At 68.2% G+C, this 13987-nt stretch carries 11 protein-coding genes; 5 read left to right on the top strand and 6 right to left on the bottom strand.

Annotation, left to right across the window (positions count from 1 at the left end; translation table 11 throughout):
• Positions 1–91 precede the first annotated feature (91 nt).
• Complete coding sequence (locus BME24068_RS05785) at positions 92–1210, top strand: DUF2242 domain-containing protein (RefSeq protein ID WP_174925445.1); 1119 nt, start codon at positions 92–94, stop codon at positions 1208–1210.
• A 211-nt stretch (positions 1211–1421) separates the two neighbouring features.
• On the opposite strand, the gene BME24068_RS05780 is transcribed toward BME24068_RS05785, so the two are convergent.
• The gene (locus BME24068_RS05780) at positions 1422–2342 is read right to left on the bottom strand and encodes a pyridoxal-phosphate dependent enzyme (protein ID WP_174925444.1); all 921 of its coding nucleotides are present in this window, start codon (positions 2340–2342) and stop codon (positions 1422–1424) included.
• 171 nt (positions 2343–2513) lie between these two features.
• Here BME24068_RS05780 and BME24068_RS05775 point away from each other — a divergent pair, with 171 nt between their 5' ends.
• Together BME24068_RS05775 and BME24068_RS05770 are read left to right on the top strand one after the other, a co-directional pair.
• Entirely contained in the window at positions 2514–3425 is a 912-nt protein-coding gene (locus BME24068_RS05775) for a LysR family transcriptional regulator (RefSeq protein ID WP_174925443.1), read from the top strand.
• A gap of 728 nt (positions 3426–4153) precedes the next feature.
• The gene (locus BME24068_RS05770) at positions 4154–5359 is read left to right on the top strand and encodes an MFS transporter (protein ID WP_174925442.1); all 1206 of its coding nucleotides are present in this window, start codon (positions 4154–4156) and stop codon (positions 5357–5359) included.
• Between the two features lie 309 nt (positions 5360–5668).
• Here BME24068_RS05770 and BME24068_RS05765 read toward each other — a convergent pair whose 3' ends face one another.
• The 3 genes from BME24068_RS05765 to speB all read right to left on the bottom strand — a co-directional run bounded on the left by BME24068_RS05765 (position 5669) and on the right by speB (position 9891).
• On the bottom strand, positions 5669–6739 hold the full coding sequence (locus BME24068_RS05765) for a porin (protein ID WP_174925441.1): 1071 nt from the start codon (positions 6737–6739) through the stop codon (positions 5669–5671).
• A gap of 161 nt (positions 6740–6900) precedes the next feature.
• Positions 6901–8331, bottom strand: a complete 1431-nt coding sequence (locus BME24068_RS05760) for a purine-cytosine permease family protein (RefSeq protein WP_174925440.1) — start codon at positions 8329–8331, stop codon at positions 6901–6903.
• 609 nt (positions 8332–8940) lie between these two features.
• The gene (gene speB, locus BME24068_RS05755) at positions 8941–9891 is read right to left on the bottom strand and encodes an agmatinase (protein ID WP_174925439.1); all 951 of its coding nucleotides are present in this window, start codon (positions 9889–9891) and stop codon (positions 8941–8943) included.
• A gap of 128 nt (positions 9892–10019) precedes the next feature.
• Here speB and BME24068_RS05750 point away from each other — a divergent pair, with 128 nt between their 5' ends.
• On the top strand, positions 10020–10937 hold the full coding sequence (locus tag BME24068_RS05750; protein WP_096502838.1) for a LysR family transcriptional regulator: 918 nt from the start codon (positions 10020–10022) through the stop codon (positions 10935–10937).
• Between the two features lie 42 nt (positions 10938–10979).
• Here the strand turns inward: BME24068_RS05750 and BME24068_RS05745 are convergent, their stop codons facing one another.
• Together BME24068_RS05745 and BME24068_RS05740 are read right to left on the bottom strand one after the other, a co-directional pair.
• Positions 10980–11609 carry an NAD(P)H-binding protein gene (locus BME24068_RS05745; RefSeq protein ID WP_174925438.1) on the bottom strand — a complete coding sequence of 210 codons (630 nt, stop codon included), beginning with the start codon at positions 11607–11609 and terminating at the stop codon, positions 10980–10982.
• Positions 11610–11782: 173 nt separating this feature from the next.
• Complete coding sequence (locus BME24068_RS05740) at positions 11783–12799, bottom strand: AraC family transcriptional regulator (protein WP_096502842.1); 1017 nt, start codon at positions 12797–12799, stop codon at positions 11783–11785.
• 136 nt (positions 12800–12935) lie between these two features.
• Between BME24068_RS05740 and BME24068_RS05735 the strand changes: the two genes are divergently transcribed.
• Entirely contained in the window at positions 12936–13910 is a 975-nt protein-coding gene (locus BME24068_RS05735; RefSeq protein ID WP_174925437.1) for an alpha/beta hydrolase, read from the top strand.
• The last annotated feature ends 77 nt before the right edge of the window (positions 13911–13987 follow it).

Below are 13987 nucleotides of genomic sequence, written 5' to 3'. Positions count from 1 at the left end.
GCGCGCCGCGCAGGCACCGCCGTTGCGCGGCTTGCGCGCACTGCGCCCGCAGCCGCCGCGCGGCATCTCGCCGAGCCTTTTGAAAGACGCCATGCACAACCGATTTCGCCTGTTTTCCGTTTCGTGCGCGCTCGCGGCCGCGACCGTGCTGGCGGCGTGCTCGTCGCCGCCCAAGCCGATCTACCAGCAGGAACAGTTCGACGCGACCAGCAGCCCGTATGCGCGCACGTTCCATTCAAAGTCCGACGCGGCCTGCGAGGCCGCGCGGCGCGCGCTGCTGAGCCAGGGCTATGTCGTGTCGTCGTCGCGCAACGATGCGGTCGACGGCAGCAAGAATTTCCAGCCCAGCAACGACATGCACGTCGTGATCGAGTTTCACGTCGTGTGCGCGGACGCGAACGCGGACGGCTCGTCGAGCATCGCGTACGTGAACGCGGTGCAGGATCGCTACACGCTGAAGAAGTCGAATACGTCGGCGAGCGTCGGGCTCAGCGTGTTCGGCTCGCTGTCGCTGCCGATCGGGTCGAGCGACGATGCGCTCGTGAAGACCGCGAGCGAGACGATTCCGGCCGGCGTGTTCTATGAGCGCTTCTTCAATCTCGTCGAGCACTTCCTGAAGGTCGATCCGGCCCGCCGCGATCGCGCGGCCGTGAAGGCGGCCGAGAAGGAGCCGGTCGCGCCGCTGCCCGAGCCCGCGCCGACGCCGCAGGGCGAGCCGCTGAAGATGACGACGCCGGTCGTGCCGACGCCGCCCGCCGCGCCGGTGCCGCTTTCGGTGCCGAGCGTCGCGCCGGCGACGGGGACATCCGTGGTGCCGGCCGTGCCCGGCGCTGCGTCGGCCGTGGTCGCGCCGGGGACGATGCGGGCGGTTGTGCCGGGGGCGGCTTCGGTTCCTGCCTCGGCTTCGGCACCCGCTTCGGCTTTGGCGCCTGCTTCGGCTTCGGCTTCGGCACCTGCTTCGGCCTCGGCGCCCGCTTCGACTTCGGCGCCCGCCGCAGCGTCCGTACCCGCTTCGTCGCCACCCGCTACCCCGGCCCCCGCTTCCAGCCCGGTATCGACGCCTGCCGCCGCAGCGCCGGCATCGGCCGCATCTGCGCCGGTGCCGGCGTCCGCGACATCCGCCCCCGCGCCGTCGAACACCACGCCTGCCGCTGCCGATCCGGCCGCATCGTCGGCACCGACCGGCGCAAGCGCACCGGCTGCCAACTAACACGCGTCCCGCCTCCCTGCGCCGTGCCTCTCGAGGCGCGGCGCGATCCCTTTTCTCCGCCCCTCCAACGACATGACCGGCCGCACGCCGGCGGCCCGCCACACATTTTCGATACGAAGCGGCTGACGATCAAAGGCCGACGCGCCACGACAGCCCCGCGCGCCCGACGTGCAAGACTTGCCGAAATCTCCAGCCGCCCTGCCTTCCCGCTTTACCTCAACGTCGCATTCAGCGTGTGCAGATACTCGACCGTCGCCGTCACGCCGCCGCAGACGATCACCGCGATATTCGACGCCGACTCGAGCACCGGCACCGACGCCTCGAGCGCGGCCAGCGCGGCGCCGCATGCGGGTTCGACGACGATCCGGTGCTCGTCCAGCAACCGCAGCGACGCGGCCACAGCTTGCGCATCCGACACGACGACCGGATGAATCGCATGCCGTGCCGCCCATTCGACCGCCGCGTCGCATGGACGCTTCGCACCAAGCGACGTCGCAATGCTCGTGATCGCCGGCAATTCGACCGGATGCCCCTGCGCAACCGAACGCGCATAGCAGTCGGCGCCTTCCGTCTCGACCGCGACGACCGGCACGTCGTGCCAGCCGTTGCGCGCGAGCCCTTCGAGCACGCCGCACAGCAGCCCGCCGCCGCCGACCGCCAGCACGACCGCGTCGGGCTTCGGGCCGCTCGCCGCCATCTCGTCGATCATCGTCGCGTGCCCCTGCCACAGCACGGGGTCGTCGAACGGATGCACGAACGCGTCGTGCGGGCCGACGGCCGACAGCGCGAACGCGTTCGCCTCGGCCCAGCTCGCGCCGTGCACGACGACCTCCGCCCCCTCGACGCGAATCAGCTCGCGCGCGCGGGCCGACGCGCTTTCCGGCACGACGACGAGCACCGGCACGCCGAGTTCGCGACCGCAGTACGCGACCGCGATGCCCGCATTGCCGCCCGACGACGACACGAACCGCCGCGCGCCGGCCGCATGCCGCGCTTCGCAGACGGCGCCGACCCCGCGCAACTTGAACGAACCGGACGGCTGCAGCGCGTCCAGCTTGAGCAGGACGTTCGTGCCAAGCCGGCGCGAGGCGATTTGCGAACGGATATACGGCGTCTGGATATGAAGCGGCATGGTGCGGGACAGGGTGAGGATGGGTGACGGAAGGCGCGCGCGCCGGCGGCGAGCCGGTGCGGCAACGGAAACCATCGTACGGCACGCACGCCATGCTTTCCAATACCATCGAATGGCGTTTGCTATGCTCTTTAGGCATACCCTACCAATCGGAACCGGAGCCCGCGCCGCATGCGCCAGATCGAACTGCGTCACCTGCGTTATTTCGTGGCGGTCGCGCAAGCCGGCAGCGTGATGGCCGGCGCCCGAGCGGCCGGCATCGTCCAGCCGGCGCTGTCGCGTCAGATCCGCGAACTCGAGGAAGCGGTCGGCACGCCGCTGCTGATCCGCCGCGCGACCGGCGTTACGCTCACGGCGGCCGGCGCGAGCTTCCTGCAGGACGCGACGGCCCTGCTCGCGACGTTGCAGGACAGCCGCGAACGCGCGTTGCGCAGCGCGGCCGGCCAGCTCGGCGAACTGCGGCTCGGCGCGCTGCCGAACTGCCTGCCGCTGCCGATCGTCGCGGACGTGCTGAAAGCGTTTCGCGACGCATGCCCGGACGTGAAACTGTCGATCGCGCCGATGCTGTCGGCCGAGCAGGCGGCGGCGCTGACGCGCGGCCAGCTCGACGGCGGCATCATGGCGTGGCGTCGCGACGAGGCACCGCACCTGTCGGGCGTGCGGCTGCTGAGCGACCGCTTCGTGCTCGCGATGCCCGCGCCGCCCGGCGAGCACCTTGACGCACCGCGCACGCTGGCCGACGTCGCACACGAGCCGTTCGTGTGGTTCGACGCGCAACGCTCCGCGGCGCACCACCGGTTCCTGATGGCGCAATGCGAGCGGGCCGGCTTCACGCCGCGCATCGCCCAGGTCGGCAGCGACATCCCGACGCTGATCGGCCTCGTCGCAGCCGGCATGGGCTGCGCGTTCGTGCCAGAAAGCGCGGCGCCGACGTGTCCGCACACCGTTCGGCTCGTCGCGCTCGACGAACTCGCAAGCCGCTTCGACATCGAGTTCGTGTTCGACGGCGCGCCGGCGTCGCCTTCTCCGGTCGTCGCGCGGTTCGTCGAAGCCGTGCGCGAAGCGACCGGTTACGCGGACTGACCGGCGAAACCGCGGGATCGGCAGCCGCACCATCCGCGGCGGATCCACCCGCCGCGTTCGCCATCGCGACGCCCTAAACTGCGGCGCAAATTCACGAAAAACCTTTCATATCGATGACAAATCAGGGTGCCGCGTCAGTATTTTTAAATTGACACCAAAAACGGCCGTTTAACGGCATTTCGAATTGTTATGGAGCGAAATATACTGCGCGCGCATCCAACCCTCGTGCCAAAGAGAGGATGCTTTTCCGCCCCGGTCACGGTCCCCCTGTGACCGGGGTTTTTTTGCTTTCGAGCCGCGCCGGCGACAGGTTCTCGACGACGATGCCGCACGCCCGCGTCGCGAAATGACGGTCGTGCGCGCATGTCGGCCGATCGCTTCGTCGCGGCCGCCGAGCGCCGTCCGCGTCGCTTCGGAACGCAGCCGCACACCCGGCCGTGCACGTCGAACCCGGGCGTTCCGCTACACCCGGCAGCCTCGTTGCTCCGGCGACGGACTCCATTCGAACGGCACGGATTCACTCGCGCGCCCAGTCGTCGATCGCGTGCAAATCGCCGGAAGCCCCGCCCTGCGGGCCGGGTGCGCACGCCGACCGAGCCTGCATTGTTGACATGAAATCAAGATAATTTCGTCCGCATGCGGCTTTTTCCACAAAAGTAATGCAGGCACACTTCAGCCTGTCCACAACGGCCCGATGCCGTTGCCCAACGCTTACAGGAGCACTTCGCGTGAACACCACGACTTCTTCTCCTTCCCGCCCGGGCGGCAGCGCCGCGCTGCCGCTGCTGGCGCTCGCCGCCGGTGCGTTCGGCATCGGCACGACCGAGTTCTCGCCGATGGGCCTGCTGCCCGTGATCGCCGACGGCGTGCACGTGTCGATTCCGAAGGCCGGCATGCTGATCAGCGCATATGCGATCGGCGTGATGGTCGGCGCGCCGCTGATGACGCTGCTGCTCGCGCGCTGGTCGCGCCGCTCGGCGCTGATCGCGCTGATGTCGATCTTCACGATCGGCAACCTGCTGTCGGCCGTCGCGCCGGACTACACGACGCTGCTGCTCGCCCGGCTCGTCACGAGCCTGAACCACGGCGCGTTCTTCGGGCTCGGCTCGGTGGTCGCGGCAAGCCTCGTGCCGCGCGAGAAGCAGACCAGCGCCGTCGCGACGATGTTCATGGGCCTCACGATCGCGAACGTCGGCGGCGTGCCGGCCGCGACGTGGCTCGGCCAGATCATCGGCTGGCGCATGTCGTTCGCGGCAACCGCGGGCCTCGGCCTCGTCGCGATCGCCGGCCTGTTCGCCGCGCTGCCGAAGGGCGAAGCCGGCAAGATGCCGAACCTGCGTGCCGAACTGTCGGTGCTGACACGCCCCGTCGTGCTCGGCGCGCTCGCCACCACGGTGCTCGGCGCCGGCGCGATGTTCACGCTGTATACGTACGTCGCCCCGACGCTCGAACACCTGACGGGCGCCACGCCCGGTTTCGTGACCGCGATGCTCGTGCTGATCGGCGTCGGCTTCTCGATCGGCAATATCGCCGGCGGCCGCCTGGCCGACCGCTCGCTCGACGGCACGCTGGCCGGTTTCCTGCTGCTGCTGATCGCGACGATGGCCGCGTTCCCGCTGCTCGCCGGCACGCATGCCGGCGCCGCGATCACGCTGCTGGTCTGGGGTATCGCGACGTTCGCGGTGGTCCCGCCGCTGCAGATGCGCGTGATGCGTGCCGCACACGAAGCACCGGGCCTTGCATCGGCCGTGAACATCGGCGCGTTCAACCTCGGCAACGCGCTCGGCGCGGCAGCCGGCGGCGCGGCAATCTCGGCCGGCTTCAGCTACGCGGCGGTGCCGGTCGTCGGCGGGCTGATCGCCGCGGCAGGGCTCGCGGTCGTCGCCCTGCAGGTCGCTCAGCGCCGCCGCGCGCCGGCCGCCGCGAATTCCTGAACGCGACCTGGCCAGCCCCGCGAATTGCGCGGGCAAACCGGACTCGACGCATGCATTTCGATGGCCGCGTCATGCGGCCATTTTTTCGTCCTTGAAACGCGCCATCGTTTTCACGACGTTGTCGCTCGCCCTGTCGATCGGCCTTTCGTCTCCCGTCGCAGATACGGCCGCCCGTTCGAATCGCATCGCGACGGCCCGACGAACGCGGCCGGGCACGCGCGCTCGACGGGGCGATGTCACCGCGCGAACACGCGAACGCGGAAGCAGCAGGCGCCGGCCTGCAACGCCCGGCGCCCGATGCGGCACCGGTCAGAACCGATGCACGATGCCGAGCTGCACACCACGCGCATTCGCGCCCGGATAGGCAAGCGGCAGCCCCGGATTCGCCGCGCCGGCGAGCGTGTACCCCGCCTGGTTCCGGTTGCGCAGGTACGACAGCGCGCCATAAAAGCTCGTGCGCTTCGACAGGTCGTATTCGTACATCAGCCCGAACTGGTCCGCATGGTCGCCCTGCGACGTCTGGTCGTGCAGGTATGCATAGCCGAGCGCGACGTAGTTCGCCGGATTGAGCTGATACTTGACCGACAACCCGTACACGCGCGAATCGATCCCGAGGTCGTCCCACTTCACCGCCGAGAAGCCGCCGTACACGGTCGCCTTGCCGATCTCGTACGAGGCACCGGCCATGATCGTGCGATCGGTCGTGGTCGCCGTCGTGTTCTTCAGCCACTGCCCCGCGACGAACGCCGCGAACGGTCCGTGCTCGTAGGTCACGTCGAACTGCTGGCTGGAGCCCGCGGAGCGCACGCCGCCTGCGTCGCCGAAACCGAAGTACAGCCCGGCCTGGAACCCGGCGATCTCGGGGCTCTGGTACGACAGCGTATTGCTCGTGCGGAACGAGAACACGGTCAGGTTGTCCATGCCGGACGCCTGCGTGACGCCGCCGAATGCATCCTGCCCGCCCTGGTCGTTGAACAGCGGCGAATTCTGGCGGCCCGCGCGCACCTTGCCCCACTGCCCCGCGATGCCGACCCACGCCTGCCGGTTGAACATGCTGCCCGAGCTCGCGAGCGAACCGTCGTTCGGGTTGAAGCCGTTCTCGAGCGCGAACTCGATCTTCTGCCCGCCGCCGATGTCCTCGCCGCCCTTCACGCCGAACCGGCTGCCCCACTGGCCGCCGGAGCCGATCGCCGCCGTATAGCCGTTGCCGGTGTTCACGTACTGCGCGAATTCGTCGATCACGCCGTACAGCGTGACGCCATCCTGCGCGCAGGCAACGCCCGGACCGGCGACGCATGCCGCCGCAACCGCGATGCGAAGGCCGGCGTGCACCGGCCGCGCGCGGGAACGAGTTCCTCGTGCGTTCATTTTCTTAGTCATACTATTCAATGGAAGGAGAATGGCACGACGCCGGGCACGGTGGTCTTGCCGTGCCGGCATCGCGGAAAATCAAGTGGGAGTACGGTGCGGCCCGTCGCGCAAAACCGGGCGAAGGGCCGCTCGGGCCGGCTGTACGCCGGCCCGGCGGGCGACGCGATGCGTCAGTGCTGGATTTCGCCGCGGTCGAGCGGCAGGATCAGGCGCTCGGGGATGCTGCGACGCGATGCGCGCGCGCCGATGTAATACAGCACGGCCGGCACGATGAGGCCGAGAATCCACGAGATGTCGGTGCCGCCGAGCGCATCGACGAGCGGGCCCGTGTAGATGTGCGTCGACATGAACGGCAGTTGCACCAGGACGCCGACCACGTAGATCGTGATCGCCATCACGTTCCAGCGGCCGTAGCGGCCGTCCGGATCGGACAGCGCCGGCACGTCGTAGCGCGAGCGCGTGAAGCAGTAGTAGTCGACGAGGTTGATCGCGCTCCACGGCGTGAAGAACGCGAGCAGGAACAGGATGAACGCGGTGAATTCCTTCAGGAACGAATGGCGGCCGGCGAGCGCGATCAGCGTCGACACGCAGATCATCCCGACGATGTACACCAGACGGCTGCGCGACGACACCGCGCCCTTGCCGCGAAAGCCGCTGACGATCGTCGCCATCGACATGAAGCTGCCGTACGCGTTGAGCGCGGTCACCGTCACCTTGCCGAATGCGATGCTGAAGTACAGCAGCGCGGCCACGGCGCCCGTCGAGCCGAGGCCGACGATATACGACACCTCGTGGTGCGCGAACTGGCTGCCGGCGAGCGCGGCCGCGAACACGCCGAACACCATCGCGGCCTGCGCGCCGATCACCGAGCCGAGGCCGACCGCGCAAAACGTGGCGACCGACGACGTCGAGCGCGGCAGGTAGCGCGAATAGTCGGCGACGTACGGGCCGAACGCGATCTGCCAAGACGCGGACAGCGACATCGACAGCAGGAAGCTCGCGAGCGAGAAGTGCTTGTTCGCGAGCAGCGCGCCGACGTCGTGATTCGCGAACAGCTGCGCGAACATGTAGACGAACGCGACGATGCCGATCACGCTCGCGATCCGGCCGACGAAGTGGATCGCACGGTAGCCGAACACGGTCAGCACGACGATCACGGCCGCGAACAGCAGGATGCCGACCGCGTCGTCGACGTGCAGCAGCTGCGCGACGGCCTGCCCGGCGAGCACCGAGCCGCTGGCGGAAAAGCCGATGTACATCAGGCACACGAGCACGATCGGGATCATCGCGCCGTACACGCCGAACTGCACGCGGCTCGAGATCATCTGCGGCAGCCCGAGCTGCGGACCTTGCGCACCGTGCAGCGCCATCACCGCGCCGCCGACGAACTGGCCGAGCAGCAGCGCGACCAGCGACCAGAACACGTCGCCGCCGAGCACGACCGCCAGTGCGCCCGTGACGATGGCGGTGATCTGCATGTTCGCCGACAGCCACAGCGTGAACTGGCTCAGCAGGCCGCCGTGGCGTTCGGTGTCGGGGATGAAATCGATCGAGCGAACCTCGATCAGGCCGCCGGCTTTTCCACTGGAATTCGTTGACACGGGTAAATCTCCAAGATACTGAGGATCACAAATGGTTTGGACGAGACTGGAACGTGCCGAGCCGCCCTTTCGGCTCTTCGCATGCGGTGCGCCGTGGATCGCCGGCATGCGCCACGCACGCACGGTCAGCACGCTGGCGCGCAACCGGCACGACGTGTGCCGACATTGCCAGCGGATGATCTTGTATATACAACTTGCGTGATATCGGTGATTACCCGATATCGGCAAGTTTTCGAAATCGTCCGAATAATCCGGACTGATCCGACCTTGGCAGCCGTAAGTTGAGCGTTTTTAAAATGAAAGGTCCGGCACTGGACAGCGGTGCCGGATTTGAAGCGCGCGACGGATGCGGCGTAGCGGGACGAGACCGGAATGCAGCAGTCGTGCGCATGCGCGGCGCGTGCAGCGCGCGCGTGTTATCCGATCGAATCGCGTGTGCGCGGCGCGATCCGCGGCGTCGGGATTGCATCGCCGGCATCGTCCTGTTGCCCCGGCGGCGTCCAGCCGGGATACCGGTAGAAACCGTGCGAGCGCGATGCACTCGGCGCATCGCCGGGAACGGCACGGCGGCAGATCGGATCGTTCGTCGGTCGATGAGCGTGCTTGCCGTCATCGCGCACCGCGACGGCGCGACGCGTGCAGACAGATCAGTTCCAGCGCGATCGTCGCGCCGGCCAGCGACGTGATTTCCGCGTGATCGTATGGCGGCGACACTTCGACCACATCCATCCCGACCAGATCGATGCCGTTCAGATGGCGCAGGATTTCGAGCGCCTGATGGCTCGACAGCCCGCCCGAAACCGGCGTACCGGTGCCCGGCGCGAACGCCGGATCGAGACAGTCGATGTCGAACGTCAGGTAGACGGGATGATCGCCGACGCGCTCGCGAATGCGCGCGGCGACCGCCGCCGGTGTCGACGCATGCACGCTGCGTGCATCCTGGATGTCGAATCCCATCGGTTCGTCGTTGGTCGTGCGAATGCCGATCTGCGCCGAGCATTCGGGCGCGACCCACCCTTCGCGCGCCGCGTGATAGAACATCGTGCCGTGATCGATGCGCTTGACGTCGCGATCGGGCCACGTGTCGGTATGCGCATCGAAGTGCACCAGCGACAGCGGGCCGTGCACCTTCGCATGCGCCTTCAGCAGCGGATACGTGATGAAGTGATCGCCGCCGAGCGTCAGCATCGCGCAGCCGCGCGACAGGATCGCATCCGCGTGCCGCTCGATCGCGCCCGGCACCGACTCGGGCTGCCCCAGATCGAACGCGCAGTCGCCATAGTCGACCGCGGCCAGCACGTCGAACGGATCGAAGTCCCACGGCCACGGACGCTCCCACGCAATGCCGGTCGACGCGATGCGCAGCCCGCGCGGGCCGAAGCGCGTGCCGGGCCGGTGCGACGCGGCCGAATCGAACGGCACGCCGGTGATCGCGAGATCGACACCGTCGAGATCGCGGCTGAAGCGCCGGCGCATGAAGCTCGTCGCCCCGGCGAAGCTGGGTTCGGCCTGCGTGCCGTAAAGGCTGTCGCGCGTGAACGCGAGATCGTTCTGGCTCATCGTCGGATTCCTGTCGGGTGGAGATGCCGGTCGCACGCGCGGCGACCCGATGCCGATTCTGCCGCGATCGCTTTCAACGAGAAATATGAACTAACATAAGCCGACTTCACAAAACGCGATGTATCGCCATGCTGACCCGCTTGAGAGACATGGATGTGCAGTTGCTGCGGCTCTTCGTCACGATCGTCGAGAGCGGCGGCTTCAGCGCAGCGCAAGGCACGCTCGGGATGGCGCCGTCGACCATCAGCACGCAGATGGCCAAGCTCGAGACGCGCGTCGGCTTCCGGCTGTGCGAGCGCGGCAAGCGCGGCTTCCGGCTGACGCCGAAGGGCGAACGCGTGCTGCAATCGACGCGGCGCCTGCTGCACGCGATGGACGTATTCACGCGCGATACGCAGCACGTGTCGGGCACGTTGCTCGGCGAGCTGCGCATCGGGTTGTCCGAACGGCTCGCGCCGGACATCGTCGAATCGCTCGCAACGGCCGTCGGCCGCTTTCGCGAACATGCGCCGGACGTGTTGATCGAGATGCTGGCGGTGGCGCCCGACGAACTGGAGCGCAAGCTGTTGAAGGGCGAGCTGCAACTGGCGGTCGGCTACTTCTCCGGGCACCAGGCCGGCCTGCACTACGCGCCGCTGTTCGTCGAACCGCAATCGCTCTATTGCGGCGCCCGGCATCCGCTCGCCGCGAAAAAGACCGTGTCGATGAACGATGTCGCGCAGGCAAGCAACGTTGCGCGGCTCTACAAGACGCACACGGCCGGTGCGGCGCTGCGCAACGCGCAGCCGACCGCGTTCTCCGAAAACGTCGATGCCGACGTGATCTTCATCCTGTCGGGCGCGCACATCGGCTTCCTGCCGGACCATGTCGCGGCGCCGTGGGTCGCGGCCGGCAAGATGCGCAAGCTGCTCGCGAGCAGGCTGAGCCACACGGTCGAATTCCAGCTCGCGACGCCGAGGAACAGCGACGGCGGCGAAGCGCTGGACGCGTTTGCCGATGCGCTCGCGGAACAGTTCGGGTTGCTCGACGGTTTCGCGCGCGGATAGCCGGCGCCGCAACGTCAGCCATGCGCCGCCTGCCGCGGAAACTCAGACGAGCCGGTCCGACGCGACGACGTGTACGCCCGGCCGCGCATCGAGCGCGGCGTCGAGCAACGCGCGGGCGATCCGCGACGCGGGATTCACGCGCCATTTCATCGGCAGCACGGGGCCGGCAATGCTCAACGCAAGGACGAACAACCGTTCGCCGAACCTGAATTCGTCGCGGCTACCGCCGATCAGGCCGGGCCGCACGCAGGTGAGCGACGCGAATCCGACGCCCGCGAGCGCACGCTCGACTTCGCCCTTCACGCGGTTGTAGAAGATGCGCGACGCCGGATCCGCGCCGAGCGCGGAATTCAGCACGTAGGCCGGCGTGCCGTGCCGGTACGCGAGACGCGCCACCGCGAGCGGGTAGTCGTGATCGACACGCCGGAACGCAGCCTGCGAACCCGCGGTGCGCATCGTGGTGCCGAGCGTGCAGATCACCGCGTCGGCCTGCCACCAGTCGGCCGCCTCGGGCAGATCGTCGAAATCGACTTCCAGCGCCTGCATCTTTGGATGCGGCGACAACGGCCGGCGTGCGACGACGACGACCTGGTCCACGCGCGCATCGGCGAGCGCGATGTCGAGGACGTGGCGCCCGACGAGTCCGGTCGCGCCGACGAGCAACAGTTTCATGTCAGGTTTTCCGTATGAAGCTCGCGCAGGTTGGCCGTGAGCGACTGCCGCGCGCGCCCGGCAGTCCGCTGCCGCGTCGCGATGCCCCGCCCGCTTGCGGCCGATGATTCAGGCGGGATATCGACACGATGAACGGTTCGCGCGGGAGGGTCAACACCGGCCCGCGGCCTCCGCTATGCGCCGGTTCCCGCCTGCCGCGACACGCTCGGCGCGATGCCCGTCCAGCGCTTGTACGCCTGCGAGAACGACGACATGTCGCTGAACCCCAGCGCCTGCGCGATCTCCTTGATCGACAGCCGCCCTTCGGCAACCAGCGCCTGCGCGCGCGCCTTGCGCACGGTGTTCGAGATATCGCGAAAGCATGCGCCCTCCTCCTGAAGCCGGCGCTTCAGCGTGCGCTCGCTCGTGTTGAGCAGCGTCGCGATGTCCTTCAGTTGCGGCGGCCGGTCGAACGGCCGCGTGGCCAGATATTCGTTCAGGAACGACACGAGATCGACGCGGGTGCGCCGGCGCGCGATCAGCTCCGCGCACATCCGCTCGCACATCGCGGCGGTCGCGGCATTCGCCTGCGGCAACGGTCGTTCGAGATGCGCATGCGCGAACGTGATCGCGTTGGCCGGCCGACCGGACCGGACCCGCGTGCCGAGCACCTGCGGCACGCCCGGCTCGGCGTCGTATGCGAGATCGAACGTCGCGAGTTCGAACGCGCCGCCGATCACGTCGCGCAGCACGCGACAGGTGGCGCCCATCGCGCGTTCGACGAAGAAGCGCTGCAGCGGCGCGGACAGTTCCGGCGCCGCGTCGAACGCGATCCCATCGTGCCGCCCGGCTCGGCGGTAGGTCATCCCGACGAACGTGTAGGTCAGCGCCAGATAGCGCCCCGCCAGCGCGACGGCGTCCATCCCGGTCGCGCTACTGAGCAGCCCGTACCCGAGCAGTCCGTAAGCGGACAACTGGTACGACAGACCCACCTTCAGGCCGACGCCCGGCTCGTCGCCGGCCTGCGCGAGCAGGTTCGACGCCACCGCCAGCTCCTGCGCCGCCAGCACCGTGAAGTCCGGATCGGCAAGCTGCTTCAGCGTGAGTTGCGAGCCTTTCAGCAAGGCCGCCGGTGCGATTCCGCGGTCGCGGCCGAACGCGATCATCAGCAGGACCGAAGCCGGGCTGCGGGCAAAGTTCCAGACGTTCATCGGACGCCTCGCGACATGTGTTGGCCTAGATTCTAAAGCGGTTGGCCCGCGCCAGCATGGCCGTCGCGTGGCCGCCGGATCATGATGGGATGCATCGAAACCGCCGTTTCAACCCAATCGACCGGAGTCCGCCGCCATGTCCAAGACCTATGCAGACCAGCCCGTCTGGCGCGCCATGCAAAGCTTCCTGCCGCCCGACTTCCAGTGGGCGGCCGACCGCCAGCCGCATGAGGAATGGTGGCGCTGGCACGGTCATCGCCTGCATCTCGACACGTATCGCAATCCTCAGGCGAAAGTGAAGGTGATCCTGTTCCATGGCGTCGGCACCAACGGTCGGCAGATGTCGATGATCGTCGGCGAGCAGCTCGCGCGCCGCGGCTACGAGACGATCGCGGTCGACATGCCCGAGTACGGGATGACCGAAGTCGAGCGCGGCGCGCTGGTGCGCTACGACGACTGGGTGCGCGCCGGCAGCGACCTGATCGACGCGGAGCGCGCGAAGGACGATCGTCCGGTCGTGCTCTACGGGTTGAGCGCGGGCGGCATGCTGACCTACCACGTCGCCGCGCTGAACGGCAAAGTCGACGGCATCGTCGGGATGACGTTCCTCGACCAGCGTCTTCAGCAGGTGCGCGACGAAACCGCGCGCAACCTGTTCATGAGCCGCGTCGGCGGCCCGATGACGCACTTCACCGCGAAGACGCCGCTGCGCGCGATGCGCATTCCGATGTCGCTCGCGAGCAAGATGCACGCGCTCGTGAACCGCGACGACGCGCTGAAGGTCTGGCTGTCGGACCGGACTTCGGCCGGCAACGCGATGACGATGGCCTTTCTCGATTCGTACATGTCGTATCGGCCGGCGGTCGAGCCGGAGGATTTCCGCGTCTGCCCGATTCTGCTCACGCAGCCGGCCGCGGACCGCTGGACGCCGCGACACCTGAGCGAGCCGTTCCTCGCGCGCATCCGCAACGTGCCGGTCAAGGTCGTGATGCTGGACAACGCCGGCCACTATCCGCTCGAACAGCCGGGGCTCGCGCAGATGGTCGATGCGATCGACGCGTTCTATCGGGATGTGACGGCACGGCCTGCCGGCGCGCGGGCGCTTTCGTGAACGGGAAACCTGCGTCGATGCATCGGTCGGCGCGATCCGGCTTCGACGGGTAACTCGCACCCGCCGCCGGCCGGCGC

The organism is Burkholderia anthina (assembly GCF_902498995.1).
Lineage (GTDB): Bacteria > Pseudomonadota > Gammaproteobacteria > Burkholderiales > Burkholderiaceae > Burkholderia > Burkholderia anthina.
The sequence above is the reverse complement of the archived record's forward strand: the minus strand, read 5'-3'. Positions and strand labels throughout refer to the sequence as shown.

Bases quoted from the DNA above. Each gene is read 5' to 3' on its own strand.
- BME24068_RS05785 (WP_174925445.1), top strand. From the start codon at position 92: ATGCACAACCGATTTCGCCTGTTTTCCGTTTCGTGCGCGCTCGCGGCC.
- BME24068_RS05780 (WP_174925444.1), bottom strand. From the start codon at position 2,342: ATGCCGCTTCATATCCAGACGCCGTATATCCGTTCGCAAATCGCCTCG.
- BME24068_RS05775 (WP_174925443.1), top strand. From the start codon at position 2,514: ATGCGCCAGATCGAACTGCGTCACCTGCGTTATTTCGTGGCGGTCGCG.
- BME24068_RS05765 (WP_174925441.1), bottom strand. From the start codon at position 6,739: ATGACTAAGAAAATGAACGCACGAGGAACTCGTTCCCGCGCGCGGCCG.
- speB (WP_174925439.1), bottom strand. From the start codon at position 9,891: ATGAGCCAGAACGATCTCGCGTTCACGCGCGACAGCCTTTACGGCACG.
- BME24068_RS05750 (WP_096502838.1), top strand. From the start codon at position 10,020: ATGCTGACCCGCTTGAGAGACATGGATGTGCAGTTGCTGCGGCTCTTC.
- BME24068_RS05745 (WP_174925438.1), bottom strand. From the start codon at position 11,609: ATGAAACTGTTGCTCGTCGGCGCGACCGGACTCGTCGGGCGCCACGTC.
- BME24068_RS05740 (WP_096502842.1), bottom strand. From the start codon at position 12,799: ATGAACGTCTGGAACTTTGCCCGCAGCCCGGCTTCGGTCCTGCTGATG.
- BME24068_RS05735 (WP_174925437.1), top strand. From the start codon at position 12,936: ATGTCCAAGACCTATGCAGACCAGCCCGTCTGGCGCGCCATGCAAAGC.